We start from the raw sequence: 22385 nt of genomic DNA, 5'->3' as shown, positions 1-22385 counted from the left end.
TGCCACCTCACTTCACTTTCACAACAGAAGGAATGTTGAATATCCCGAAGCGTCTAATCTCTGAGGTAACCGAGAAATAGTGAGCTCCCTCGATATACTCAAAATACTGAATCGCCTCGATTGACCGATCTTCGATCGCAATGACCGCAAGGTATTTTCCTTCCGTCAGTCTGTTAGTGAATTCGAAACTAACGGTCACCACACCTTCTCGCCCGCTGAATATTCCCTGATTCTCATCCGCGGTTGAAATAACAAACAAGTCGGTTCCTTTTAGGTCTTTAACCGACATGGAAACTGCTAGATGCGCGAGATCGAACCCCTGTGGAATAGCGAAATCGACCTCAAAGCGAATGGTATCTCCATACTCCGCAACCGCAGCTCCCAATCTTCCTGCCGCAAGGAAGCGCCAACGTTTGGTCGTCCCCACGTGGGATCCCCAGTGATTGATAGGAGCATGTCGAAGTTCGGGTTCTTCATCGGATCGACCAACTTCGTTACCCAACTCTTGAGCTATCTGTGTATCTTCGTCATCAAACAAGTGTTCCATATAGCTCGAGGTTACTGAGAAAACATCTCCCATCGCCATCACCTTTCCGCTGTCGAGCCAGATGGCTCGGTCGCATAACGTCCTGACGATTCCCACATCGTGGCTTACAAACAGGAGCGTGCATCCGTTTTCACGCAGTCCACGAATCCGTTTTATGCACTTTGCCGAAAAGCGTGCATCCCCCACCGCGAGCGCTTCATCTACGATGAGTATGTCAGGCTCAACATGTGACGCAACAGAGAATGCGAGGCGAACGAACATGCCGCTGGAATAGGTTTTAACTGGTTCGTCTAGGAACCTACCGATCTCAGCGAACGCTGCAATTTCGTCAAATCTTCGCTCGGTTTCCTCTCGTGATAGCCCCATGAGCGCGGCATTCAAAAAGACGTTCTCTCTGCCGGTAAAATCAGGATCGAATCCTGCTCCCAGCTCCAAGAGGCTGGCGATCCTCCCATATCGTTCAACCATGCCCTCAGAGGGAGGCATGATCCCGCAGATAAGCTGCAGAAGAGTGCTCTTGCCGCTTCCGTTTCTGCCGATGATTCCGACAGATTCACCACGCCCCAATGAAAAAGAGACATTTCTGACCGCCCAGAAGGCTTCCTTCGTCGGGAGTGGACGGTCAAAAAGTAATGAGCGGAACAACGCGCCTGGTGCGGGCGTCTGTGCGTAGGCTTTGCCTAAATTCTCTACTTCAAGAATCGATCTCATTCAGACAGCGTCCGCGAACCCTGGACGAAGCCGATTGAAGACGGCTAATCCAACAGTGGCAAAGAAGACGGATAGGAGGAGCTGGATGAAGTAGCCATCCCATGAAAAGTGCTCGGGCCATAACATAAGCGCTCGGGCCGATTCGATCGCATAAGAAAGTGGGTTTACAGCCATTACGAGTTTGAGCGGCCCAGGTGCGCTTGCGGCTGGATAAAAGATCGGCGAGAGAAACATCAACGCGATATTGAATGACCCAACCAGTTGCTCCGTATCTCTGAAATATGCTCCCAGTGCTGCAAGTATCCAGCACCCACCCAGACAGAACAAGAATATGGGTATCCAGAGCAACGGCAGTAGCAGCATTCCGAATGGAATCGATTGTTTGATGACAAGGAAGAAAACCAACCAAACGGCTAGCGCAATGCAGGAATGATAGACACTCCCTCCTACTGCGACGCCGGGCAGCAGATTCAAAGGAAAAACCGCTTTCTTGACTAAGTTGATATGCCCATGGATTAAGGCCGACGAGCGCGCCAACGATTCCGTCACGAACATGTAGGGGATTTTTCCTAGGAACAGAATGAGCACATAATCCCAGGGGCTTTCGACGGTCGGCCAACGCGGTTTGAATATCAGGCCAAAAACAACCGTATAGATACCGATCATGACCAGAGGCTGCAAGACCGTCCATGCCATGCCACCGACGGTGGCTTTGTAGCGTCTTTCGACATCCCGACGTATTAGTTGCTGAAGGAGGTATATCCTCTGTCGCAGTTGTACTTTGTCAATTTTCATAATACTAATATGTCCGCTCACCGTGCGGTTCCAGGTCAGCTCGCAGGTCATCCAGTTCCTCCACCCCTACACTCAACCGCACCAGCCCATCACTGATCCCCAGCGCCGCCCTCCGCTCCGGCGGAATCGACGCATGCGTCATCACCGCGGGATGGTTGATCAGGCTTTCCACGCCACCGAGGGATTCGGCCAGGGTGAACAGGTGGGTGCCTTCGCAGAATTTGCGGGCGGCTTCGAAGCCGCCTTTGAGGACGATGGAAATGATGCCGCCGTAGCCCTGCATCTGCCGGCTGGCCAGGGCGTGGTGCCGGTGACTCTTGAGGCCGGGGTAGATGACCTTGTCGATGGCCGGTTGTTCCTGCAGCCATTCGGCAAGCGCCATCGCGTTCTCGCAGTGGGCTTTCATGCGCAGGTGCAGGGTCTTCAGGCCGCGCAGGGCGAGGAAGCTGTCGAAGGGTCCCTGGACCGCGCCGATCGAGTTCTGCAGGAACGCCATCTGCTCGGCGAGTTCGGTGTTGTCGCCGACCACGACCATGCCGCCGACCATGTCCGAATGCCCGTTGAGGTACTTGGTGGCCGAATGCATGACGATGTCGGCGCCCAGCAACAATGGGCGTTGCAGGATCGGCGAGGCGAAGGTGTTGTCCACCACCACGATCAGGCCGCGCTTGCGGGCAGCCTCGGCAATCGCCTGGATGTCGACGATCTTCAGCATCGGATTGGTCGGAGTTTCGATCCAGACCATCCGGGTGTTCGGTCGGATGGCGGTTTCGAACGCAGCCGGGTCGGTCAGGTCGACGAAGCTGAATTCCAGCCCGGCGCTACGTTTGCGCACGCGCTCGAACAGGCGATAGCTACCGCCGTAGATGTCGTCCATGGCGATGACGTGGCTGCCGCTGTCCAGCAGTTCCAGCACCGTGGAGGTAGCCGCCATGCCCGAGGCGAAGGCGAACCCGCGGCTGCCGCCTTCCAGCGCAGCCACGCAGCGCTCGTAGGCGAACCGGGTCGGGTTGTGGGTACGCGAATACTCGAAGCCCTGGTGGACGCCCGGGCTGGCCTGGGCGTAGGTCGAGGTGGCGTAGATGGGCGGCATGACCGCCCCCGTGCTCGGATCCGGAGTCTGGCCGCCGTGGATGGCCAGGGTGGCAAGGGCGAGCGAAGCTCCGCCCGCCTCGTCATGGGGCTTGGGGTCCGACATGGAAAATCCTTAGAAAATCGACCGCGAATTTTAGCAGTCGTGGCTTAACGTACTGTCCTTTTTACGCCTTTCCCCGCCCGACCGGCAGGGGCCGGGAAGCTACTGTGCCCGGCGCCTCAGGTAGTTCAGCAGGTCGATCCGGGTAATCAGGCCCAGGAAGGCCTCGCCGTCGGTGATGATGGCGACCTGGCCGCGGTCGAAGACCGGCAGCAGGGCCTCGATGGGGGAGCGGACGTCCAGGCGATCCAGCTTGCTGACCATGGCGGTGGACACCGGGTCGCGGAACCGGGCCTCATCGCCGTAGACATGCAGCAGCACGTCGCTTTCGTCGACGATGCCGACCAGTTTGTCGCCTTCCATGACCGGCAGCTGCGACACGTCGTACAGCTTCATCCGCTGGTAGGCGGTGGTCAGCAGGTCGGTCGGACTGACCACCACGGTATCCCGCTGGCTATAGGGGCGCAGGATCAGGTCGCGCAGATCGCCGTACTGGGGGCGCTCGATGAAGCCGTTATCCAGCATCCAGTAGTCGTTGTACATCTTGGACAGGTACTTGTTGCCGGTATCCGGCACCAGCACCACGACCCGCTTGGGGGTGGTCTGCTCGCGGCAATACTTCAGGGCCGCGGCCAGCAGGGTGCCGGTGGAGGAACCACCGAGGATGCCTTCCTTCGCCAGCAGCTCGCGCGCGGTCAAGAAGCTCTCCCGGTCGCTGATCGAATAAGCCTTCTTCACCCGGCTGAAATCGGAAATCTGCGGCAGGAAATCCTCGCCGATGCCTTCCACCAGCCACGTGCCGGACTTCTCGCTGAGGGTTCCCTCGTTGATGTACTGGGTGAGGATCGAGCCGACCGGATCGGCCAGGACCATCTCCACGCCCGGCGCGTCCTTGGCGAACGCGCGGGACAGGCCGGTCATGGTGCCGGAGCTGCCGCAGCCGAACACGATCGCATCCAGCTTCCCGTCCATCTGGGCCAGGATTTCCGGACCGGTGCCGAATTCGTGCGCAGCCGGGTTGTCCGGGTTGCCGAACTGGTTGATGAAGTAGGCGCCCGGCGTCTCGCTGGCAATACGGGCGGCCAGGTCCTGGTAGTACTCCGGGTGTCCCTTGGCCACGTCCGAGCGGGTCAGCACGACTTCCGCGCCCATGGCCTTGAGATTGAAGATCTTTTCCCGGCTCATCTTGTCCGGGACCACGAGGATCAGCTTGTAGCCCTTCTGCTGGGCCACCAGTGCCAGGCCGATGCCGGTGTTGCCGGCGGTGCCCTCGACCAGGGTGGCGCCGGGCTTCAGATCGCCGCGCTTTTCAGCGGCCTCGATCATCGACAGGCCGATACGATCCTTGATGGATCCACCAGGATTGGCGCTTTCCAGCTTGAGGAACAGCTCGCAGACGCCGGTGTCGAGGCGCTGGGCCCGGATCATCGGCGTATTGCCGATCAGCTGGAGGACGGAAGATTGGATCGCCATTGCGGACTCGCGCTCACGGATCGTTTGGGCGCGTGTTTTTCCTCTTGGGGGGCGGGGGGCGCCGCGGCCCGCGGCGGCGCCCCCCCCCCCCCGCGACGATGGAGCGGGTCGTGGGTCAGTGCGGCTTCGCGTCGTAGATGCGGATCAGCCGTTCCTTGGTCGCGAGCTTCTCGCGCTTCATCTGTCCCAGCAGATTGTCGTCGATGGGCAGCACGCCCAGCTCGGCATCGGTGACCTTCTTGTCGAGTTCGCGATGGCGCTGGTACAGCTGCTTGAATTCCGGGTCGGCCTTGATCAGTGCGTCGATTTCAGTCTGCGGTTGACCTTCGAACATGGGGAGTACCTCCTTCAGCGGAAAAACGAACGCCCCGGCCTGGACAGGCTCGGGGCGTTGGCTTGGGAGCGGAACGTCGAAGCGGGATGGCGGGCGCCTCCACCGGGAACACCCGCACGGACCTGGCCGTCGGGGGCGTTCTCCTCTGGGGCTTTGAACAACGTCATCGGCTCGACTCTCCGGTGAGCCAAGCGACGGGGGTCGCTTGGGTATATGACCCTACTCCTCGCCCCGATACCCGACAAGCCCCTTCACAAGTCCTTGATTCGACAAGGCAAGAACGGCAAACGGAGCGTTCAGGCCAGTCGCCCGAAACACCCCATTCTTCGTGTATGCCACTGTTTTCGAAGGATTATTTACTGCGTAACGACCACATCCACGGCCTTGGCGCTGGTTCCGTTGCCCTTGCCGCCTGCCTGGATCCGCGCCTTCGGCACGCCGGCGGCGACCAGGGCGTCGCGGATGGCTTCGGCGCGCCGCTGGCCGTTGGTCTGCTTGTCGCCGAAACCGTCGATCCGGGCCTTGGCCTTCGGGCTGGCCTGCAGGTACGCAGCCAGCGCGCTGGTGCTGGACTGGCCCGCCGCCGACAACTTGGCCGAACCGCTGGCGAAGGTACTGGCCGGCAGGGTGAAGACTTCGCCGCGCGCCTCGAATTTCGACGCGGGCAGCTTGGTGCCGGACACCAGTTCTGCCTCTTCGCGCGCCAGCCGGGCTTCCTTCTGGCGAGCCGCACTGAGCTTGGCGCTCTGCTGTCCGGCGACGCTGGTCAGGGCCAGTTCGGCATCCTGGCGGGCCAGGGTCTCGGCCTCCGCCGCCTGGCGCAGGCGCTCGCTCTCTTCGGCCTGGATCTGGGCCTGGATGCGCAGACGTTCGGCTTCCTGGCGGGCACGTTCGGCTTCGCGCCGGCTGGCTTCCACCAGCAGTTCGCTGCGGGTGCGGTCCAGTCGTGCCAGCTCGCGTTGCGCGGCCTGGGTGCGGACGGCGATCTCGGCGATCTCCACCCGCCGCTCGGCCACGTACTGGGCGCGCTCGCGGACGGAACGGCGCGCCTCGGCCAGTTCGCTGATGGCCTGCTGGGCCTGCAGGCGCTCGAACGCCGCCAATTCCGTGAATTCCGGATTGGCCTGCAGGGCGACCAGGCGCTGGTTGAGCTGCGCGATCACCGGATTGTCGGCGGCCAGAAGGGGACCAGCTGCGGCCAAGCCCAGCAGCAGGGTCAGCAGGCGGGTGCGGACTCGCGGCGAAGTCCGGCTCATTGTCCGCCCTCCATGCCGAGCTTGCGCTGCAGGTCGGCGATCTCGGCGCGACGATGCTGGAGGTCGGCATTTGCCACCGCCTCCAGGCTCAGCGCGCGGGCGACGTCGGCGTCGGCCGCGGCGCGGATGGCCAGATCCAGGGCCACCTTCTTGTCGCGGCCGCTTTGCGCGGCCTGTGCCTGCGCCAGCAGCTGACGGGCCGCGGCCATGCGGTCGGGCGCGTACTGATCGGCGTCGGCCTGATCGGCGCGTTCGACCGCCCGCCGGGCCGTTTCCAGCTCCGGCGTGGTCGCCGACTGGGCCAGGGCGGACGAAACCGGGCAGGCCGCGATTGTGAGTGCGGCCACCATCACATACAGGGGCAAGCGGATTTGTGCGAAGCTACGAATCATCTGGGTGCCGTGACGTATCAGGGGATCGCGCGGCCATTGTCGGAAGCCTGCGCCCCCGTTGCAACGGTGGGCCGCCACAAAATGGGGATGCTCGCACATGGACATCGGCTATTTCCTGAAGCTGATGACCGAAAAAAACGCCTCGGACATGTTTTTGACCACCGGGGCGCCGGTCTACATCAAGATTGAAGGCAAGCTCTATCCGCTGGGCAATACCGGCCTGCCGCCCGGCATGGTCAAGAAAATCGCCTATTCGCTGATGGATGAGGGCCAGGTGCCGGTGTTCGAGCGCGAGCTGGAGCTGAACATGGCCATCGCCCTGCAGGACGCCGGCCGCTTCCGCGTCAACGTGTTCAAGCAGCGCGGCGAGGTGGGCATGGTGATCCGCGCGATCCGCAGCGTGATCCCGTCCATCGAGGACCTGCACCTGCCGCCGGTGCTGAAGGACATCATCATGACTCCGCGCGGCCTCGTGCTGATCGTGGGCTCCACCGGCTCGGGCAAGTCCACCACCCTGGCCTCGATGATCGATCACCGCAACAGCAGCACCACCGGGCATATCCTCACCATCGAGGATCCCATCGAGTACCTGCACAAGCACAAGCAGTCGATCGTCAACCAGCGCGAGGTCGGCCTGGATACCCATGCCTTCCACAACGCGCTGAAGAACGCGATGCGCGAAGCGCCGGACGTGATCCTGATCGGCGAGATCCTCGACGCCACCACGATGGAGGCAGCCATCGCCTTCGCCGAGACCGGCCACCTGTGCCTGGCGACCCTGCACTCCAACAACGCCGACCAGACCATCGAGCGCATCCTCAATTTCTTCCCGGAAAGCGCACACAAGAACGTATTGATGAACCTGGCGCTGAACCTGCGCGCGGTGGTCTCGCAGCGCCTGGTCAAGGGCGCGGACGGGCGTCGCCTGCCCGCGGCCGAGGTGCTGATCAATACGCCGATGATCCGCGACCTGCTGCGCCGCGGCCAGGTCCACGAGATCAAGCAGGCGATGGAAGAGTCGCTGGAAGAAGGCATGGAAACCTTCGACCAGTGCCTGTTCCGGATGGCCAAGGAAGGGCAGATCGAGCAGGAGGAAGCATTGCGCGCGGCCGACTCGCGCGATGGCCTCGCGCTCAAGTTCCGCCTGTCCGAAGGCAGCCAGGGCGAGCACGATCCCTACGCGGACTACGAGGCCCAGGGTTCATCCGCGTCGCCGCGCATCACCCACGGTTTCAGCTGATTCCGGTCCAGGGCGCGGGAGTTTCCGGACTCCGTTGCCCTCAGGCTTGCGCGTCGGGCTGCTTTTCCGGGCGCGCCTGGTCGAACGCCGGCAATGCGAGGCAGGCCTGTTCGATCCGGGCCAGGGTCGGGAATGCTTCCATTTCCACGCCGAAGCGCCGCGCATTGAAGATCTGCGGGATCAGGCAGCAGTCCGCCATGCCCGGCGTCTGCCCGTGGCAATAGGCACCGGTCGCCGCGTCGCCCGACAGCAGTGTCTCCATCGCGGTGAAACCTTCGACGATCCAGTGCTTGATCCAGTCGTCGCGCTCGGCGTGCGGCACGTGCCAGGTGTTCTCGAAATATTGCAGCACGCGCAGGTTGTTGAGCGGATGGATGTCACTGGTGACCATCTGCGCCAGCGCGCGCACCCGCGCGCGATCGCGCGCGGTCATCGGCAGCAGGCGCGGGGAAGGCCAGGCTTCGTCCAGGTATTCCAGGATCGCCAGCGACTGCCGGATCACGCGGGTACCGTGCAACAACGTGGGAACCAGGTGCTGCGGATTCCTGGCGGCGTAGTCGGGGTGGTGCTGCTGCCCGCCGTCGCGAACCAGATGGACCGGGATCGTTTCGTAGGCCAGGCCCTTGAGGTTCAGGCCGATGCGGACGCGGTAAGCCGCACTGGAACGCCAGTACGAATAGAGCTTCAGTTGCTCAGCCATGGCGGAAACTCCGTTCCGCGTCGTTTCGCCATCCCTGTTGCCGAACGCCCATGAGCCCCCCTACGCGACAGTCTGGTCCATTTGCACCTCCCGGCCGGCTCAAGGCAAGGACTGGGGCTCAATCCGTTGTTCGATCGCACCAAAAATGGAATCGCCATCACTATTCAGCATCTCGATGCGAACCACATCACCGAACTTCATGAACGGTGTGCTCGGCTTGCCGTCCCGCAGCGTCTCCACAGTCCTCCGCTCGGCGAAGCAGGATGCTCCCTTGGAGACGTCCTCGTTGGCGATGGTGCCGGAGCCGACCAGGGTGCCGGCCGAAAGCGGACGGGTCCTGGCGGCGTGGGCCACCAGTTGTGCGAAGTCGAACTGCATGTCCACGCCGGCTTCCGGCGCGCCGAACCACTCGCCATTGATGTGCGTCAGCAGCGGCAGGTGCACCTTGTTGCCGCGCCATACCTCGCCGAGTTCGTCCGGGGTGACGAATACGGGCGACAGCGCCGAACGCGGCTTGGACTGCAGGAAGCCGAAGCCCTTGGCCAGTTCCGGCGGAATCAGGTTGCGCAGCGATACGTCGTTGACCAGGCCGATCAGCTGGATATGCCCGGCGGCCTGTTCCGGCGTGACCGCCATGGGCACGTCGTCGGTGACCACCAGGATTTCCGCTTCCAGATCGATGCCGTAGTCCTCGCTGACCACGCGGACCGGATCGCGCGGGCCGTAGAAGCCGGCGCTGGTGGCCTGGTACATCAGCGGATCGGTGTAGAAGCTCTCCGGCACCTCGGCGTTGCGGGCGCGGCGGACGCGCTCGACGTGCGGCAGATAGGCACTGCCGTCGACGAACTCGTAGGCGCGCGGCAGCGGCGCCGCGAGTGCCTTGTGATCGAGATCGAACACGCCATCGGCATCGCCGTGGTTGAGCGATTCGGACAGCGCGTTGAGGCGCGGGGCGACGTTCGACCAGTCTTCGAGCGCCTGCTGCAGGGTCGTCGCGATGCCGGTGGCGCGCACCGCCCGGGTCAGGTCACGGGACACCACCACCAGCGTGCCGTCGCGGCCGCCTTCTTTCAAAGAACCCAGTTTCATCGCTCTGCGGACCTCTGCTGACTATGGTTTCAATTGTAACTACCGACGCGCCACGGTGTCAGTCGCCCTGGAAGCCGTCCGCCCGGAAGGTCAGCACCAGCGTATCGCGGTGGCCCGGCTCGCCGGCGACGGGCTGGATCGGGGTGGACTCGTGGATGACCCGGGCGTCGTCCAGGAACATCAGCGACCAGGGCGCTTCCAGGGTGAACCGCTGCCCGTCCGGCCCGGCGGCCTCGAACACGCGGGTCTCCCCGCCCTTCACGCCCACGCGATCCACCAGCATCACCGCGACGAAATCCACGCCGTCACGGTGCGCGCCTTCGGGCGTGGGCCGGCCGATGCCGTCGGTGGTGTCGATGCGGAACTGGTGGGCTTCGATGTACCAGGGTCGCTCGCCCTTCAACTCCGAACACAGGCGCCCCAATGCGACCAGCAGGTGCCGCCACAGGGGATGACCGGCGGTCGCGGGGCGCATCGGCTCGAACCAGCGCCGCATACCGCCGTGCAGCGCGTTGTAGTCCAGCGACTGCCAGTGGGCGCGATGCGGCGCCTGTCGCAGGTCTTCCCCGTTGGCGATGAAGCAGGAATGCAGGCGCCGCCGGTATCGGCCGCCATCCTTCAGGTACGCATCGACCGCCAGGTGTTCCCAGTCGGGCTTGAATACGTCCAGCGCCTGGACAGGAAATCCGCAGAGTCCGCCGACGCTGGCGGGCTCGAGCACGGCATAGCCGCGCTGGCGCATCCGGGGCCGCAGGTCCGCGGCGGCAGTGAAGGGCGGCAGGAACGTCGCGACCATCGCATGGTCCTCGGCAAAAGCAAAAACCCGCGCGAGGCGGGTTTTTGCTGGGTTCCGACCGCCTGGACGACGCCAGTGGCCGGTTCTTCAAGTTGGCAGCCCCGGATGGATTCGAACCACCGAATGCCTGAGTCAGAGTCAGGTGCCTTACCGCTTGGCGACGGGGCTGTAAAACCTGTGGTGCGTAGTTTAGCGCTTCGAGAACTGGGTTGCACGACGTGCTTTGTGCAGACCGACCTTCTTGCGTTCGACTTCGCGGGCGTCGCGGGTCACGAAGCCGGCCTTGCGCAGCTCGGTCTTCAGGGTTTCATCGTACTCCACCAGCGCGCGGGCGATGCCCAGGCGGATGGCGCCGGCCTGGCCGGTGGTGCCGCCGCCCGTGGCGGTGGCGACGATGTCGAAATTCTCGGTGTTCTTGGTCAGCTCGAGCGGCTGGCGCACGATCATCCGGGCGGTTTCGCGACCAAAGAATTCGTCCAGCGGACGACCGTTGACCGTGATGTTGCCGGTGCCCTTGCGCAGGAACACGCGGGCGGTGGAGGACTTGCGACGGCCGGTGCCGTAGTTCTGAGTGATAGCCATGATTAGATGTCCAGGACCTGCGGCTGCTGAGCGGCGTGCGGATGGTTCGGGCCGGCGTAGACCTTGAGCTTGCGATACATGTCGCGACCCAGCGGGCCCTTCGGCAGCATGCCCTTCACTGCGGTTTCAATCACGCGCTCCGGATGACGTTCCAGCGCCTGCGCCAGGGTTTCCGTCTTCAGGTTGCCAATGTAGCCAGTGAAGCGGTGGTACTTCTTGTCGGCCAGCTTGTTGCCGGTCACCGCGATCTTCTCGGCGTTGATCACGACGAGATAGTCGCCGGTATCGACGTGCGGGGTGTAGACGGGCTTGTGCTTGCCACGCAGGCGGCGGGCCAGTTCGGTGGACAGACGGCCAAGCGTCTTGCCGGTGGCGTCGACGAGATACCAGTCGCGCTGGACGGTCTCGGACTTTGCGGTGAAGGTCTTCATGACGTAACTCTGAGGTGATTGGTCGGGCGGATTGCGCCGGCCAGGGCCGACGGAACTTTGCCGCGCGTTGTGAAGGGCGGAACGAAAGAAGCGGGATTGTACTGGCCGGATGGCCGGCGTGCAAGTCGGCCCGTTCCATGGCGGCGCGGGTCCCGGCCCGCGGGTTGGCAGGCGCCCCGGCAGGGGCGAGAATCCGGCCGCCCCTTCCCCTCCGCTCCAACCCATGCCTCCGCTCCGCCTGCACACCCCGCTGGACCAGTTCCTGATCGAAACCCAGCGCGCGCTGGAAACCGTGTTCGGCAATCCGTCCGCGCACAGGCCCAATCCCGCCGGGGACACCCCGGAGGTCGAACTGGACGCCGGCGAGCGCCGCCACGCGGCCGGACTGATGCGGATCAACCACGTCGGCGAGGTCTGTGCGCAGGGACTGTATTTCGGCCAGGCCGCCGTCGCACGCGACGATGCGACCAGATCCCACCTGCTCGAAGCTGCCCAGGAGGAGACCGATCACCTGGCCTGGTGCGCGGATCGCCTGCGCGAACTGGACAGCCGGCCGAGCCTGTTCAACCCGCTCTGGTACGCCGGCAGCTACACCCTGGGCGCGTTGGCCGGCCTGCGTGGCGACGGCTGGAGCCTGGGGTTCGTGGTGGAAACCGAACACCAGGTCGAGGCCCATCTGGACGAGCACCTGGAAACACTGCCGGAGGCGGATCTGCGCAGCCGTGAAATCCTCAAGGTGATGAAGGCCGACGAGGCCCGCCACGCCGAGCATGCCGAACAGGCCGGCGCCCGCATGCTGCCGCAGCCCATCCCGACGCTGATGGCGGCCGCCTCCCGGTTCATGAAGACGGTGGCCTACCGCCTGTAAAGGCCGCGCCTTTGGCCCCTGTCCGGGGCGGCTTCCGCATCGCCCGGTCCGTCCTTCCGCCGGTCCAGGAAGCGATTGCGGCATGCCGGCTCGTCCCTCCCGGGCGCTTCATGGAGATCGTCCCGGCCTTCGCCGGGACGAGAGGGAACGACGAAGCATTACCGGCCGCCAACCGCGGACGGCAAGAGGACGGGGCCGGGATGTCTTATCCGTTCGAGGTGAGCTTCAGGCCACCGATGCCGGCGACGATCAGGCCGATGCAGACCAGCCGGGCCACGGTCGCCGGCTCCTTCAGCACCAGCATGCCCAGCAGTGCCGTGCCGACCGCGCCGATGCCCACCCACACCGCGTAGCCGGTACCCAGCGGGATCTGCTTCAAGGCCGTGGCCAGCAGCCAGAAACTGGCCACCATCGCCACCACGGTCACCACGCTTGGCCACAGCCGGCTGAAACCTTCCGAATACTTCAGGCCCATCGCCCACACCACTTCGAGCAGGCCTGCCAACACCAGATATACCCATGCCATGTCTTGCTTCCTCCAGGTCGTGCCCGGACCGCGCAACGAAAAAGCGGCCCGGAACTTGGTTCCGGACCGCCGTCGGTCCTGCATTCGCGGCTTGTCGCCGCGGGCGGGTCGTCCCGCCTGGTTTGCCAGCCAGTCTGGATGACGCCGCCCGAACCGGATGCAACCGGCGCGGGCCCGCGATCACTCGGACAGGTTGCGCCCGTGGAACAGCTCCTCGATCTCGCGCTTGAGCAGCGCTTCGATCTTCATGCGTTCCTTGAACGACAGGTTCTTGGCCTTTTCCTCGAACAGGTACTGGTCCAGGTCGAAGTCCTTCAGGTGCATCTTCGTGTGGAAGATGTTTTCCTGGTAGACGTTGACGTCGAACATCTCGTAGCGCGACTTGATGTTGTTGGCCAGGAAGTTCTGGATCGAATTGATCTTGTGGTCGATGTAGTGCTTCTTGCCCTTCACGTCGCGGGTGAAGCCGCGCACCCGGTAGTCCATGATGACGATGTCGGACTCCAGGCTCTCGATCAGGTAGTTCAGCGCCTTCAGCGGCGAAATCACGCCGCAGGTGGCGACGTCGATGTCGGCGCGGAACGTGGCGATGCCGTGCTGCGGATGGGTCTCCGGATAGGTGTGCACGGTGATGTGGCTCTTGTCCATGTGCGCCACCACCGCGTCGGAGATGATCTCCTTGCCTGCCTGCTTCTTGTCGATCACCGGTTCTTCGGAGATCAGGATCGTCACCGACGCACCCTGCGGGTCGTAGTCCTGGCGGGCCACGTTGAGGATGTTGGCACCGATGATCTCCGCCACATCCGTCAGGATCTGGGTGAGGCGATCGGCGTTGTACTCTTCGTCGATGTATTCGATGTAGCGCTGGCGCTCGTCTTCGGAAACGGCGTAGCACACGTCATAGATGTTGAAGCTCAGCGCCTTGGTGAGGTTGTTGAAACCTTGCAGCCGGAGGCGAGGCAGTGGTTTTACCACGGCAGCGGTCCCTCTCTGGGGGTCATGGGGAAGGGGCGGAATTATGGGGCAAACCGCATGACAACGAAATGTCCGGCCCCGACGGCAGGCCGACGCCGGTTTGGCCCGGCGCTTGCATGGCCCGGGTTTGCCGTCCGGGCCGTATTGGGACTAAGCTTCCTGAATTCACCGCCCCGACCATCATGAGCCCTGGCCTGCCTCTTTCCGCCCCCGCTCGCATCGCCGCCAGCCCGCTGACGCCGGATGCAGCCACGATCGAGCGTTTCCTCGCCCACAGTCACCGCCGCCGGTACCCGGCCCGGGCCGATGTGTTCCGTCCGGGGGATCCCGCCGGCACACTCTATTATGTGGTCAGCGGTTCCGTGAGCATCATCACAGAAGAAGATGACGACCGCGAACTGGTGCTCGGCTACTTCGGCGGCGGCGAGTTCGTCGGCGAGATGGGGCTGTTCATCGAGTCCGACCGGCGGGAAGTCATCCTCCGCACCCGCACCCAGTGCGAATTGGCGGAAATCAGCTACGAGCGCCTGCACCAGTTGTTCCTGGGCTCGCTGTCGGCCGATGCGCCCAAGCTGCTCTACGCCATTGGCGCGCAGCTGTCGCGACGACTGCTGGATACCAGCAGGAAAGCCAGTCGGCTGGCGTTCCTGGACGTCACCGACCGTATCGTCCGCACCCTGCACGATCTGGCCCGCGAGCCGGAGGCGATGAGCCATCCGCAAGGCACCCAGCTGCGCGTTTCGCGCCAGGAGCTGGCCCGCCTGGTGGGTTGCTCCCGCGAGATGGCCGGGCGCGTGCTGAAGAAGCTGCAGGCCGACGGCACGCTGCACGCGCGCGGCAAGACCGTGGTCCTGTACGGCACCCGCTGACCGGTCGCAGTGCATTCCCCGCCGGGTCCGACTGGACCCGGCCTCCCCGCCTCCGGTTATCCTGCCCCCGCAAACCGGGCATTCCTGCCCCACGGGAAGCGCTGGATGGCGTTTGGAAGCGAGTTCTACTGGTTCATCCTCATCGGCCTGGGCGCGCAGTTGGTGGATGGCGCGCTGGGCATGGCCTTCGGGCTGGTCTCCTCCTCGATCCTGCTGGGCATGGGCCTGCCGCCGGCGGCGGTGAGCGCCAGCGTGCATACGGCCGAGATCTTCACTACCGGGGTCTCGGGCGCGTCGCACGCCTACTTCCGCAACATCGACAAACGCCTGTTCTGGCGCCTGACCCTGTCCGGCGCGCTGGGCGGGGTCATCGGCGCCTATGTCCTGACCCGCCTGCCCGGCGAGGCCATTCGCCCCTTCATCTACCTCTACCTGCTGGTGCTGTCGGTGCTGATCCTGCTGCGCTCGTTCGGCCGTTTCGTGCCGAAGAAGCAGATCCGGCGGGTACCGGTGCTGGGTTTCCTCGCCGGCCTGCTGGACGCCAGCGGCGGCGGCGGCTGGGGGCCGCTGGCGACCTCGACCCTGCTGGCGGGCGGCGGCAAGGCCCGCACCACCATCGGCACGGTCAACGCGGCCGAGTTCGTCATCACCCTCGCCGTCTCGCTGACCTTCTTCCTGACCATCGGCCTGCAGCACCTGGAAATCGTGCTGGGCCTGCTGATCGGCGGGGTGCTGGCGGCGCCGCTGGCAGCCTACCTGGTGCGCCACGTTCCGGAGCGCATCGTGCTGACCGTGGTCGGCGTGCTGGTCCTGTGCATCAGCCTGTACCACATCGGCGCGGCCTGGCTGTTCTGAGTGCTGGGCAAGCCGGGCGGCGCCGGCTAACGTATCCGCACGCCCCCTGCCCCCGAGCTCCCGCCATGCAATGTCCCAAGTGCCACCACGCGATGGAACGTGTGAACCTGCCCGAGGCCGACGTGCACCGCTGCACGCACTGCCGGGGACTGTGGTTCGACATGCGTACCCACGAGCTGCTGAAGGCCCGGGTGGACGAGATCGATACCGGCGATCCGGCACAGGGTGAAAAGTGCAACGAGGTCGATCGGATCAAATGCCCGATCTGCATCGGCGACTGGGACCTGGTACGCATGGTCGACCCGCAGCAGCCGCACATCTGGTTCGAAAGCTGCAAGAACTGCTACGGCCGCTTCTACGACGCCGGCGAGTATCAGGATTTCGTCCACCACGACCTGATGGACCTGATCAAGGACTGGAAGACGCCGGAACGGCTCTGAATCTCCCGGCGGCGTGGCCGCCGCTCAGGCCACCGGTTCGCCGCCGCGGTCCCGGCAACCCCAGTTGAGAATCGGCGTGCCTGCAGGCAGCACCCGCCGGAACATGTCGATGCGGGCGGGCTTGGGGTTGACCACCACCGGCGCGCGTGCGGCCTTCAGCAGCGGCAGGTCCGCGCTGCTGTCCGAATAGGCCACGGCGACCTCGCCGTAGCCACGCTCGCGCAGCATCCGCATCTTTTCCTCGTTGTGGCAGTGGCGGGTGGCGATCACCGCGCCGAAGCGGGGCCCCACCGCGGTGCCGACCACCGGGACATCCTCGTGGGCGACGAAGCTGAGGATCGCGCGCGCCAGTTCCGGCGGCGCGCCGGTGGCCACCACCACCCGATCGCCCGCGGCGCGATGCTGGCGGAACACCTCCAGCGCCACCGGCAGCAAGCGCTCGCGGACCTCGTCACGGTGGGTCGCGACGTAGCGATCGATCAGCGAGTCGAAGCTGCGGCGGCCATGCAGGCCGAAGGTGCCAATCCAGATGTAGCCGGAGATGCCGTAGCGGCGCGTGGGCAGGAACGCCACCATCGGTCCGAGCAGCACCGACGCGGCCACGGCCACCACGGCACGCAGCGGATTGCGCCTGAGCAGCCAGGTGACCAGGTGCCCGCCGGAGTCGCCCGCGTACAGGGTATGGTCGAAATCGAACACCACCAGCGGCGCATCGGTGCGCGGCTTCGGATAGGGCTGGTCGCTCATGGCGCGAAGAATAGCTGACGCAGGGCCTCGCCCGGCTCCTCGGCGCGCATGAAGGTCTCGCCGACCAGAAAGGCATTCACGCCGGCGGCGCGCATCCGGGCCACGTCGTCGGGCACCAGGATGCCGCTCTCGGTCACCAGCAGGCGATCGCGCGGCACCGCGTCCTTCATCGCCAGCGTGGTCTCCAGCGAGACCTCGAACGTGCGCAGGTTGCGGTTGTTGATGCCGACCAGCGGTACCGGCACCTGCAGGGCGCGTTCGAGTTCGTCGATATCGTGCACTTCCACCAGCACGTCCAGATCCAGCTGCATCGCCAGTCCGGACAGTTCGACCAGTTGATGATCATCCAGCGCGGCGACGATCAGCAGGATGCAGTCCGCGCCCAGCACGCGCGCCTCATACACCTGGTAGGGATCGATGGTGAAGTCCTTGCGCAGGACCGGCAGCGTGCAGGCTTCGCGCGCCTGGCGCAGGTAATCGTCGGCGCCCTGGAAGAAATCCACGTCGGTCAGCACCGACAGGCAGGCCGCGCCTCCGAATTCGTAGCTCACCGCGATGTCGGCCGGGCGGAAGTCGGGCCGGATCACGCCCTTGGACGGACTGGCCTTCTTGACCTCGGCGATCACCACCGGATCGCCCTGGGCGATCATCGCGTTGAGCGCGTCGGCGAAACCGCGCGTATCCGGGGCATCGGCCGCCCGCGCGGCCAGTTCGGCCAGCGGCACGCGGGCGCTGCGCTCGGCGATTTCCTCGACCTTGCGGGCGAGGATGGTATTGAGGATATCGCTCATGGTGTTCCGATCAATTTGCGGTCTTCGGTGGCGCGATGCCGGGAGGCCTATCCGCGATCCCAGCCATAGGCGCGTTCCACCCGGGCCACGCGCAGTTCGAAGTGATCGTACCAGTCGCGCCGGCCCTGCTCGCGGGCGGCAGTGTGTTCGGCATGCAAGCGCCAGGCGCGGATGGCATCCTCGCTGTCCCAATAGGCCACGGTGATGCCGAAGCCGTCGGCGCCCCGGGTCGACTCCACGCCCAGGAACCCGGGCTGCTGCGTGGCCAGTTCGACCATCCGCTGCGCCATCGCGCCATAGCCCGGGTCGTCCTGGCCATTGCGCTGCGAGGAAAAGATCACCGCGTAATAGGGCGGCTTGGGGAGTTGCGCGAAACCGTCGCCGGACATGTCTACTTCCCTCCCCCGGCCAGTCGCCGGGTGGTCTCGATGAAGTCGTGCAGTCGCGCGGCGGCGCGGCCGTCGGTGATGGCCTCGCGGGCACGGTCGATGCCGTCCTCGATGCCGTCGGCCACGCCGGCCACGTACAGGGCCGCGCCCGCGTTGAGCGCGACGATGTCGCGGGCCGGTCCGGGCTTGTTGTCCAGCACGCCCAGCAGGATCGCCTTCGATTCGGCGGCATCGGCCACGCGCAGGTTGCGACTGGCCGACATGGCGATGCCGAAATCCTCGGGGTGCACTTCGTATTCGCGCACCACGCCGTCGCGCAATTCGCCGACCAGGGTGGCCGCGCCCAGCGACAGTTCGTCCATGCCGTCCCGGCCCCATACGACCAGCGCGCGCTCGGCGCCCAGTTCGTGCATTACCCGCGCCTGGATGCCGACCAGATCCGGATGGAACACCCCCATCAGGATATTGGGGGCGCCGGCCGGATTGGTCAGCGGGCCAAGGATGTTGAAGATGGTGCGCACCCCCATCTCCCGCCGCACCGGGGCGACCACCTTCATCGCCGGATGGTGCACCGGCGCGAACATGAAGCCAATGCCGCTCTGCTCGATGGAAGCCGCCACCTGTTCCGGCTGCAGTTCGATGGCCGCACCCAGGGCCTCCAGCACGTCGGCGCTGCCGGACTTGGAGGACACGCTGCGGTTGCCATGCTTGGCGACCTTGGCGCCGGCCGCGGCGGCCACGAACATCGAGCAGGTGGAGATGTTGAAGGTGTGCGACCCGTCGCCGCCGGTGCCGACGATGTCGACCAGGTAGCGGGTATCGGCAAGCGGCACCGGGCGCGAGAACTCGCGCATCACGGTGGCGGCACCCGCGATCTCGCCGACGGTTTCCTTCTTGACGCGAAGGCCGGTGAGGATGGCCGCGGTCATGGTCGGCGAAACGTCGCCACGCATGATCTGGCGCATCAGGTCGACCATCTCGTCGTGGAAGATCTCGCGATGCTCGATGGTCCGTTGCAGCGCTTCCTGGGGAGTGATGGGCATGGGGGTGTTTCCGCGTGGCTTGGCGGCGGCGTGGGGACGCCGGCCGATGGCTCTATCGTTCAAGGAAGTTCTTCAACAGCGCGTGGCCGTGCTCGGTGAGGATCGACTCGGGATGGAACTGCACGCCTTCCACCGGGAACTCGCGATGGCGCAGTCCCATGATCTCCTCGAAGGAACCGTCCTCGTTCTCGGTCCAGGCGGTGATTTCCAGCGTATCCGGCAGCGAGCCGCGTTCGACCACCAGCGAATGGTAGCGGGTCGCTTCGTAGGCGTCGGGCAGGCCCGCGAACACGCCGCGGCCCTCGTGGCGGATGCGCGAGGTCTTGCCGTGCATGATCTGGCCGGCGCGGATCACCTTGCCGCCATAGGCCTGGCCGATGCTCTGGTGGCCCAGGCAGACGCCGAGGATGGGCGTGGCTTGTCCAAGCCGCTCGATCACTTCCAGCGAAACCCCGGCCTCGTTGGGCGTGCACGGCCCTGGCGAAATGACGATGCGTTCCGGCTGCAGGCGGGCGATCTCCTCCACCGTCAGCGCATCGTTGCGCACCACCTTCACCTCGGCGCCCAGCGACTGCAGGTACTGCACGAGGTTGTAGGTGAAGCTGTCGTAGTTGTCGATCATCAGGAGCATGGGGGACTCCCCTCTTTCGGCGGAAAGAGGAATGCGTTGGCTAGGGTGCGATCAGGAAGATCGCGTAGACGTTTTCGGTGAAGGTGAGGGTGCCGGCGGCGAGACTTTCCGCGGGCGCTGGCGGTGCCGCGGGAGCCGCCGGCTGGTAGAGATCGGCGGGCCTGGGCTCGATGACCTCCACCGGACCGCTGGGCCACGTTCCCGCCTGCACGCCATAGGCAAAGTCCGGCGCCACGTCTGAAATGCTGTACAAGCCGCGGATCCGGGCGCCGTACGCTTCCGCCAATCGCGCGGCCGTGTGCCGGGTCTGCTCCCCGGCTTCGCGCTTGAGCTGCCCGCGCAATGTTGCCTCGGCCGAATAGCCTGGTTCGAGACTGGCGATCTGGAGTTCCGAGCTGGCCTTTATCTGCGCCAGGAAGGCTTGCGTATCTTCCAGCCGGGTGAAGGTTCCGCGCACTTTCCGGCGCACCTGGGTTCCCTTGAACTCGCGCTTGTTGTCGCGCCAGTCATAGTCGGGAGCAACACTCAGGGAGGACGCCTGCAGGGAGTCCAGGATTACCTGGTTGCGTTTGAAAGCTTCGATCACCTGGGCGGCATTGGCCTGCACTTTCTGCCTGGCGGCGTCGGTGTCCAGGTCCGTCGCCTGCAAGTCCAGGGCGACGGTGAAGCGATCCGGTATCACCGTGCGCACGCCCTGCCCCTTCACCAGCAGGTGCGGCTGGGCCGGCAAGGCGTTCATCTGGGCGGAAGCCAGCATCGGTGCGGACAGCAGCGCCATCGCGCACACCAGTCGATGGATCATTCGCATCGATACAACTCCTTCGTTCCGTGGATTCTCATAGTCCCTTCGCCGCTTCGGCCACCGCGCGGAACAGCGCGCGGCCCTTGTTCATCGTCTCGTCCCATTCCTTGTCCGGATCCGAGTCGTAGACGATGCCGGCGCCGGCCTGCACGTGCAGGCGGCCATCCTTGATGACGGCGGTGCGGATGGCGATGGCGGTGTCGGCGTCGCCGTGCCAGCCGATGTAGCCGATGCTGCCCGCGTAGACGTTGCGCTTGATCGGTTCCAGTTCGCGGATGACCTCCAGCGCGCGGATTTTCGGCGCGCCGCTGACGGTGCCGGCGGGGAACGTCGCACGCAGCACGTCGGCATAGCTCAGGCCCGGCAGCAGCCGGCCGGTGACTTCGCTGACGATGTGCATGACATGGCTGTAGCGTTCGATGACGAACTGCTCCCCGACCTGCACCGTGCCCGCCTCCGACACCCGGCCGGCGTCGTTGCGGCCGAGATCGATCAGCATCAGGTGTTCGGCGCGCTCCTTGGGATCGGCCAGCAATTCGGCTTCCAGCGCCTGGTCTTCGTCATGGGTGCGGCCACGCGGGCGGGTGCCCGCGATCGGCCGCACGGTGACCTCGCCGTCCTGCAGGCGCACCAGGATCTCCGGCGACGAGCCGACCACCTGGACATCGCCGACATCGAGGAAATACATGTAGGGCGACGGATTGAGCGCGCGCAGCGCGCGGTAGACGTCCACCGGACGCGCATTGAAGGGCACGCTCAGGCGCTGCGAAAGCACCACCTGGAAAATGTCGCCGGCGCGGATGTAATCCTTGGATTGGTTCACCGCGGCGATGAAACCCTCGCGGGTGAAACCGGAAACGAAATGGCTCTCGTCGAGCACGTCGCGCGCGATCGGCGCCGGATAGCCCGCGCCGGGCTGGCGCAACTTGGCGGTCAATGCGTCCAGGCGCGCCTGCGCGCGCTGCCATGCACCGTCCTCGCGCGGATCCGCATGCACGATGAGGTACAGCCGGCCCTTGAGGTTGTCGAACACCGCCAGTTCTTCCGACAGCATCAGCAGGATGTCCGGGGTGCCCAGTTCATCGGGCTTGTCGCCGCCGCTCAGGCGCGGCTCGATGTAGCCGATGCATTCGAAACCGAACCAGCCGACCAGGCCGCCGGTGAAGCCCGGCAGGCCTTCCAGCCGCGGTACCGTGTGCGCGGCGCGCAGGGCTTCGACTTCGGCGAAGGGATCGGCGACTTCGCGGGTCTCCAGCAGTTTTCCCCCTTCGCGAATCTCCAGCGTATGCCCGCGGAAGCTGATCACCCGCCGGGCCGGCAGGCCGATGATCGAATAGCGGCCGAAACGCTCGCCGCCTTCCACCGATTCGAACAGGTAGGTGTGGGGCGCGTCGGCGAGCTTCAGGTAGACCGAAAGCGGCGTGTCCAGGTCGGACAGCACTTCACGGACAACAGGGATGCGGGTATGACCTTCAGCGGCGTGGCGCTGGAACTGCTCGAACGAAATCAAGACGGCTTTCCTTCCGGGACGCGGGGGCATGGCAGACGACGGCAACGGGCCACCATCGCCAGCAGCGGCGTGCGGAAGAAACGGAAAGCGGGGTCGTCTGGCTGAACACGGGACTACTCTACCCGAAGCGCGGGCCGGGCGACCACCCCTTGGCGGAACCGGATGTGGCGCGCGTTGGCCGATGCGGGCGGTGGGCCACGCCGGCATCGTCGGTCATGGTCTGGGTTTGGTCTGCCTGTTACGGGCGGGACATGAGTACGGGATCGGTTCCGATCTTGCCTACTGTCCGGCGGGAAAATTGCACATGGAGCGAGCAGCGAAATGGGTCCCAGCATTCGCTGGGACGACGGGGCTGGTTATCCGCGGGATCAATGGAGTGCGAGTGAGTGGCGCCCGTG

At 64.9% G+C, this 22385-nt stretch carries 26 protein-coding genes and 1 tRNA gene; 5 read left to right on the top strand and 22 right to left on the bottom strand.

What is annotated here, in order from left to right; translation table 11 throughout:
- Positions 1 to 7 precede the first annotated feature (7 nt).
- The 7 genes from AC3DE2_RS12235 to AC3DE2_RS12205 form a co-directional block, all read right to left on the bottom strand.
- Positions 8 to 1258, bottom strand: a complete 1251-nt coding sequence (locus tag AC3DE2_RS12235) for an ABC transporter ATP-binding protein (RefSeq protein WP_488426394.1) — start codon at positions 1256 to 1258, stop codon at positions 8 to 10.
- Positions 1259 to 2104, bottom strand: coding sequence for an ABC transporter permease (locus tag AC3DE2_RS12230; RefSeq protein WP_488426393.1), 846 nt, complete (start codon positions 2102 to 2104; stop codon positions 1259 to 1261). It lies immediately after the preceding gene.
- Entirely contained in the window at positions 2058 to 3251 is a 1194-nt protein-coding gene (locus AC3DE2_RS12225) for a cystathionine gamma-synthase (RefSeq protein WP_488426392.1), read from the bottom strand. The genes AC3DE2_RS12230 and AC3DE2_RS12225 overlap by 47 nt, the downstream gene beginning before the upstream one ends.
- A gap of 99 nt (positions 3252 to 3350) precedes the next feature.
- Entirely contained in the window at positions 3351 to 4721 is a 1371-nt protein-coding gene (locus AC3DE2_RS12220; protein WP_488426391.1) for a pyridoxal-phosphate dependent enzyme, read from the bottom strand.
- A gap of 115 nt (positions 4722 to 4836) precedes the next feature.
- Entirely contained in the window at positions 4837 to 5055 is a 219-nt protein-coding gene (locus AC3DE2_RS12215; RefSeq protein ID WP_183639152.1) for an HP1242/YdcH family protein, read from the bottom strand.
- Between the two features lie 356 nt (positions 5056 to 5411).
- Positions 5412 to 6311 (bottom strand): OmpA family protein, encoded by a 900-nt coding sequence (locus tag AC3DE2_RS12210; protein ID WP_488426390.1) that lies wholly within the window; start codon positions 6309 to 6311, stop codon positions 5412 to 5414.
- Positions 6308 to 6703: a DUF4398 domain-containing protein gene (locus AC3DE2_RS12205; protein ID WP_488426507.1), complete on the bottom strand. Its 396-nt coding sequence runs from the start codon at positions 6701 to 6703 to the stop codon at positions 6308 to 6310. Before AC3DE2_RS12205 ends, AC3DE2_RS12210 begins: the two co-directional genes overlap by 4 nt.
- 97 nt (positions 6704 to 6800) lie before the next feature.
- On the opposite strand from AC3DE2_RS12205, the gene AC3DE2_RS12200 reads away from it, so the two are divergent.
- Complete coding sequence (locus tag AC3DE2_RS12200) at positions 6801 to 7943, top strand: PilT/PilU family type 4a pilus ATPase (RefSeq protein ID WP_488426389.1); 1143 nt, start codon at positions 6801 to 6803, stop codon at positions 7941 to 7943.
- A gap of 40 nt (positions 7944 to 7983) precedes the next feature.
- Here the strand turns inward: AC3DE2_RS12200 and maiA are convergent, their stop codons facing one another.
- From maiA to rplM, 6 genes are all read right to left on the bottom strand, one after another.
- Complete coding sequence (gene maiA / locus AC3DE2_RS12195) at positions 7984 to 8643, bottom strand: maleylacetoacetate isomerase (RefSeq protein WP_488426388.1); 660 nt, start codon at positions 8641 to 8643, stop codon at positions 7984 to 7986.
- A 99-nt stretch (positions 8644 to 8742) separates the two neighbouring features.
- Positions 8743 to 9732 carry a fumarylacetoacetate hydrolase family protein gene (locus AC3DE2_RS12190; protein ID WP_488426387.1) on the bottom strand — a complete coding sequence of 330 codons (990 nt, stop codon included), beginning with the start codon at positions 9730 to 9732 and terminating at the stop codon, positions 8743 to 8745.
- 58 nt (positions 9733 to 9790) lie between these two features.
- The gene (locus AC3DE2_RS12185) at positions 9791 to 10528 is read right to left on the bottom strand and encodes a 2OG-Fe dioxygenase family protein (RefSeq protein WP_488426386.1); all 738 of its coding nucleotides are present in this window, start codon (positions 10526 to 10528) and stop codon (positions 9791 to 9793) included.
- A gap of 93 nt (positions 10529 to 10621) precedes the next feature.
- A tRNA-Gln gene (locus AC3DE2_RS12180) sits at positions 10622 to 10696 on the bottom strand.
- 21 nt (positions 10697 to 10717) lie between these two features.
- Positions 10718 to 11110 (bottom strand): 30S ribosomal protein S9, encoded by a 393-nt coding sequence (gene rpsI / locus AC3DE2_RS12175; RefSeq protein WP_447103377.1) that lies wholly within the window; start codon positions 11108 to 11110, stop codon positions 10718 to 10720.
- A 2-nt stretch (positions 11111 to 11112) separates the two neighbouring features.
- The gene (gene rplM / locus AC3DE2_RS12170) at positions 11113 to 11541 is read right to left on the bottom strand and encodes a 50S ribosomal protein L13 (RefSeq protein WP_141455570.1); all 429 of its coding nucleotides are present in this window, start codon (positions 11539 to 11541) and stop codon (positions 11113 to 11115) included.
- A 223-nt stretch (positions 11542 to 11764) separates the two neighbouring features.
- Here rplM and coq7 point away from each other — a divergent pair, with 223 nt between their 5' ends.
- Complete coding sequence (coq7, locus tag AC3DE2_RS12165; RefSeq protein ID WP_488426384.1) at positions 11765 to 12409, top strand: 2-polyprenyl-3-methyl-6-methoxy-1,4-benzoquinone monooxygenase; 645 nt, start codon at positions 11765 to 11767, stop codon at positions 12407 to 12409.
- 205 nt (positions 12410 to 12614) lie between these two features.
- Here coq7 and sugE read toward each other — a convergent pair whose 3' ends face one another.
- A complete protein-coding gene (gene sugE / locus AC3DE2_RS12160; protein ID WP_488426382.1) occupies positions 12615 to 12935 on the bottom strand; it encodes a quaternary ammonium compound efflux SMR transporter SugE in 321 nt (106 codons plus the stop codon).
- Positions 12936 to 13115: 180 nt separating this feature from the next.
- Positions 13116 to 13910, bottom strand: coding sequence for an adenosylmethionine decarboxylase (gene speD, locus AC3DE2_RS12155; protein ID WP_141455567.1), 795 nt, complete (start codon positions 13908 to 13910; stop codon positions 13116 to 13118).
- 182 nt (positions 13911 to 14092) lie between these two features.
- On the opposite strand from speD, the gene crp reads away from it, so the two are divergent.
- The 3 genes from crp (at position 14093) to AC3DE2_RS12140 (ending at position 16074) form a co-directional block, all read left to right on the top strand.
- Positions 14093 to 14779, top strand: a complete 687-nt coding sequence (gene crp / locus AC3DE2_RS12150; protein ID WP_447103380.1) for a cAMP-activated global transcriptional regulator CRP — start codon at positions 14093 to 14095, stop codon at positions 14777 to 14779.
- Positions 14780 to 14884: 105 nt separating this feature from the next.
- Entirely contained in the window at positions 14885 to 15634 is a 750-nt protein-coding gene (locus AC3DE2_RS12145) for a sulfite exporter TauE/SafE family protein (RefSeq protein ID WP_488426380.1), read from the top strand.
- A 65-nt stretch (positions 15635 to 15699) separates the two neighbouring features.
- The gene (locus AC3DE2_RS12140; RefSeq protein WP_488426378.1) at positions 15700 to 16074 is read left to right on the top strand and encodes a TFIIB-type zinc ribbon-containing protein; all 375 of its coding nucleotides are present in this window, start codon (positions 15700 to 15702) and stop codon (positions 16072 to 16074) included.
- Between the two features lie 24 nt (positions 16075 to 16098).
- On the opposite strand, the gene AC3DE2_RS12135 is transcribed toward AC3DE2_RS12140, so the two are convergent.
- The 7 genes from AC3DE2_RS12135 to trpE are packed head-to-tail and all read right to left on the bottom strand — an operon-like array spanning position 16099 to position 21987.
- Positions 16099 to 16821, bottom strand: a complete 723-nt coding sequence (locus tag AC3DE2_RS12135; RefSeq protein ID WP_488426376.1) for a haloacid dehalogenase-like hydrolase — start codon at positions 16819 to 16821, stop codon at positions 16099 to 16101.
- A complete protein-coding gene (trpC, locus tag AC3DE2_RS12130; protein WP_488426374.1) occupies positions 16818 to 17612 on the bottom strand; it encodes an indole-3-glycerol phosphate synthase TrpC in 795 nt (264 codons plus the stop codon). The genes AC3DE2_RS12135 and trpC overlap by 4 nt, the downstream gene beginning before the upstream one ends.
- 47 nt (positions 17613 to 17659) lie before the next feature.
- On the bottom strand, positions 17660 to 18001 hold the full coding sequence (locus AC3DE2_RS12125; RefSeq protein WP_295382436.1) for an antibiotic biosynthesis monooxygenase family protein: 342 nt from the start codon (positions 17999 to 18001) through the stop codon (positions 17660 to 17662).
- A 2-nt stretch (positions 18002 to 18003) separates the two neighbouring features.
- Positions 18004 to 19044, bottom strand: coding sequence for an anthranilate phosphoribosyltransferase (gene trpD, locus AC3DE2_RS12120; RefSeq protein WP_488426372.1), 1041 nt, complete (start codon positions 19042 to 19044; stop codon positions 18004 to 18006).
- 52 nt (positions 19045 to 19096) lie between these two features.
- Positions 19097 to 19675 carry an anthranilate synthase component II gene (locus AC3DE2_RS12115; RefSeq protein ID WP_295382434.1) on the bottom strand — a complete coding sequence of 193 codons (579 nt, stop codon included), beginning with the start codon at positions 19673 to 19675 and terminating at the stop codon, positions 19097 to 19099.
- A 40-nt stretch (positions 19676 to 19715) separates the two neighbouring features.
- Positions 19716 to 20483, bottom strand: coding sequence for an SIMPL domain-containing protein (locus AC3DE2_RS12110; protein WP_488426371.1), 768 nt, complete (start codon positions 20481 to 20483; stop codon positions 19716 to 19718).
- A 28-nt stretch (positions 20484 to 20511) separates the two neighbouring features.
- Positions 20512 to 21987: an anthranilate synthase component I gene (gene trpE, locus AC3DE2_RS12105; RefSeq protein WP_488426370.1), complete on the bottom strand. Its 1476-nt coding sequence runs from the start codon at positions 21985 to 21987 to the stop codon at positions 20512 to 20514.
- Positions 21988 to 22385: the final 398 nt, after the last annotated feature.

The sequence above is a fragment of the Pseudoxanthomonas sp. 68-E7 genome, from assembly GCF_057773145.1.
Note: the sequence above shows the minus strand (reverse complement) of the source record. Positions and strands in the feature narration are given on the sequence as shown.

Coding starts and splice junctions, on each gene's coding strand:
- AC3DE2_RS12205 (WP_488426507.1), bottom strand. CDS start 6,703: ATGATTCGTAGCTTCGCACAAATCCGCTTGCCCCTGTATGTGATGGTG.
- rplM (WP_141455570.1), bottom strand. CDS start 11,541: ATGAAGACCTTCACCGCAAAGTCCGAGACCGTCCAGCGCGACTGGTAT.
- crp (WP_447103380.1), top strand. CDS start 14,093: ATGAGCCCTGGCCTGCCTCTTTCCGCCCCCGCTCGCATCGCCGCCAGC.
- AC3DE2_RS12225 (WP_488426392.1), bottom strand. CDS start 3,251: ATGTCGGACCCCAAGCCCCATGACGAGGCGGGCGGAGCTTCGCTCGCC.
- AC3DE2_RS12230 (WP_488426393.1), bottom strand. CDS start 2,104: ATGACCTGCGAGCTGACCTGGAACCGCACGGTGAGCGGACATATTAGT.
- trpC (WP_488426374.1), bottom strand. CDS start 17,612: ATGAGCGATATCCTCAATACCATCCTCGCCCGCAAGGTCGAGGAAATC.
- AC3DE2_RS12145 (WP_488426380.1), top strand. CDS start 14,885: ATGGCGTTTGGAAGCGAGTTCTACTGGTTCATCCTCATCGGCCTGGGC.
- AC3DE2_RS12235 (WP_488426394.1), bottom strand. CDS start 1,258: ATGAGATCGATTCTTGAAGTAGAGAATTTAGGCAAAGCCTACGCACAG.
- AC3DE2_RS12110 (WP_488426371.1), bottom strand. CDS start 20,483: ATGCGAATGATCCATCGACTGGTGTGCGCGATGGCGCTGCTGTCCGCA.
- AC3DE2_RS12185 (WP_488426386.1), bottom strand. CDS start 10,528: ATGGTCGCGACGTTCCTGCCGCCCTTCACTGCCGCCGCGGACCTGCGG.
- sugE (WP_488426382.1), bottom strand. CDS start 12,935: ATGGCATGGGTATATCTGGTGTTGGCAGGCCTGCTCGAAGTGGTGTGG.
- AC3DE2_RS12115 (WP_295382434.1), bottom strand. CDS start 19,675: ATGCTCCTGATGATCGACAACTACGACAGCTTCACCTACAACCTCGTG.
- AC3DE2_RS12125 (WP_295382436.1), bottom strand. CDS start 18,001: ATGTCCGGCGACGGTTTCGCGCAACTCCCCAAGCCGCCCTATTACGCG.
- AC3DE2_RS12135 (WP_488426376.1), bottom strand. CDS start 16,821: ATGAGCGACCAGCCCTATCCGAAGCCGCGCACCGATGCGCCGCTGGTG.
- trpD (WP_488426372.1), bottom strand. CDS start 19,044: ATGCCCATCACTCCCCAGGAAGCGCTGCAACGGACCATCGAGCATCGC.
- AC3DE2_RS12220 (WP_488426391.1), bottom strand. CDS start 4,721: ATGGCGATCCAATCTTCCGTCCTCCAGCTGATCGGCAATACGCCGATG.
- rpsI (WP_447103377.1), bottom strand. CDS start 11,110: ATGGCTATCACTCAGAACTACGGCACCGGCCGTCGCAAGTCCTCCACC.
- maiA (WP_488426388.1), bottom strand. CDS start 8,643: ATGGCTGAGCAACTGAAGCTCTATTCGTACTGGCGTTCCAGTGCGGCT.
- coq7 (WP_488426384.1), top strand. CDS start 11,765: ATGCCTCCGCTCCGCCTGCACACCCCGCTGGACCAGTTCCTGATCGAA.
- AC3DE2_RS12200 (WP_488426389.1), top strand. CDS start 6,801: ATGGACATCGGCTATTTCCTGAAGCTGATGACCGAAAAAAACGCCTCG.
- AC3DE2_RS12215 (WP_183639152.1), bottom strand. CDS start 5,055: ATGTTCGAAGGTCAACCGCAGACTGAAATCGACGCACTGATCAAGGCC.
- AC3DE2_RS12140 (WP_488426378.1), top strand. CDS start 15,700: ATGCAATGTCCCAAGTGCCACCACGCGATGGAACGTGTGAACCTGCCC.
- AC3DE2_RS12190 (WP_488426387.1), bottom strand. CDS start 9,732: ATGAAACTGGGTTCTTTGAAAGAAGGCGGCCGCGACGGCACGCTGGTG.
- AC3DE2_RS12210 (WP_488426390.1), bottom strand. CDS start 6,311: ATGAGCCGGACTTCGCCGCGAGTCCGCACCCGCCTGCTGACCCTGCTG.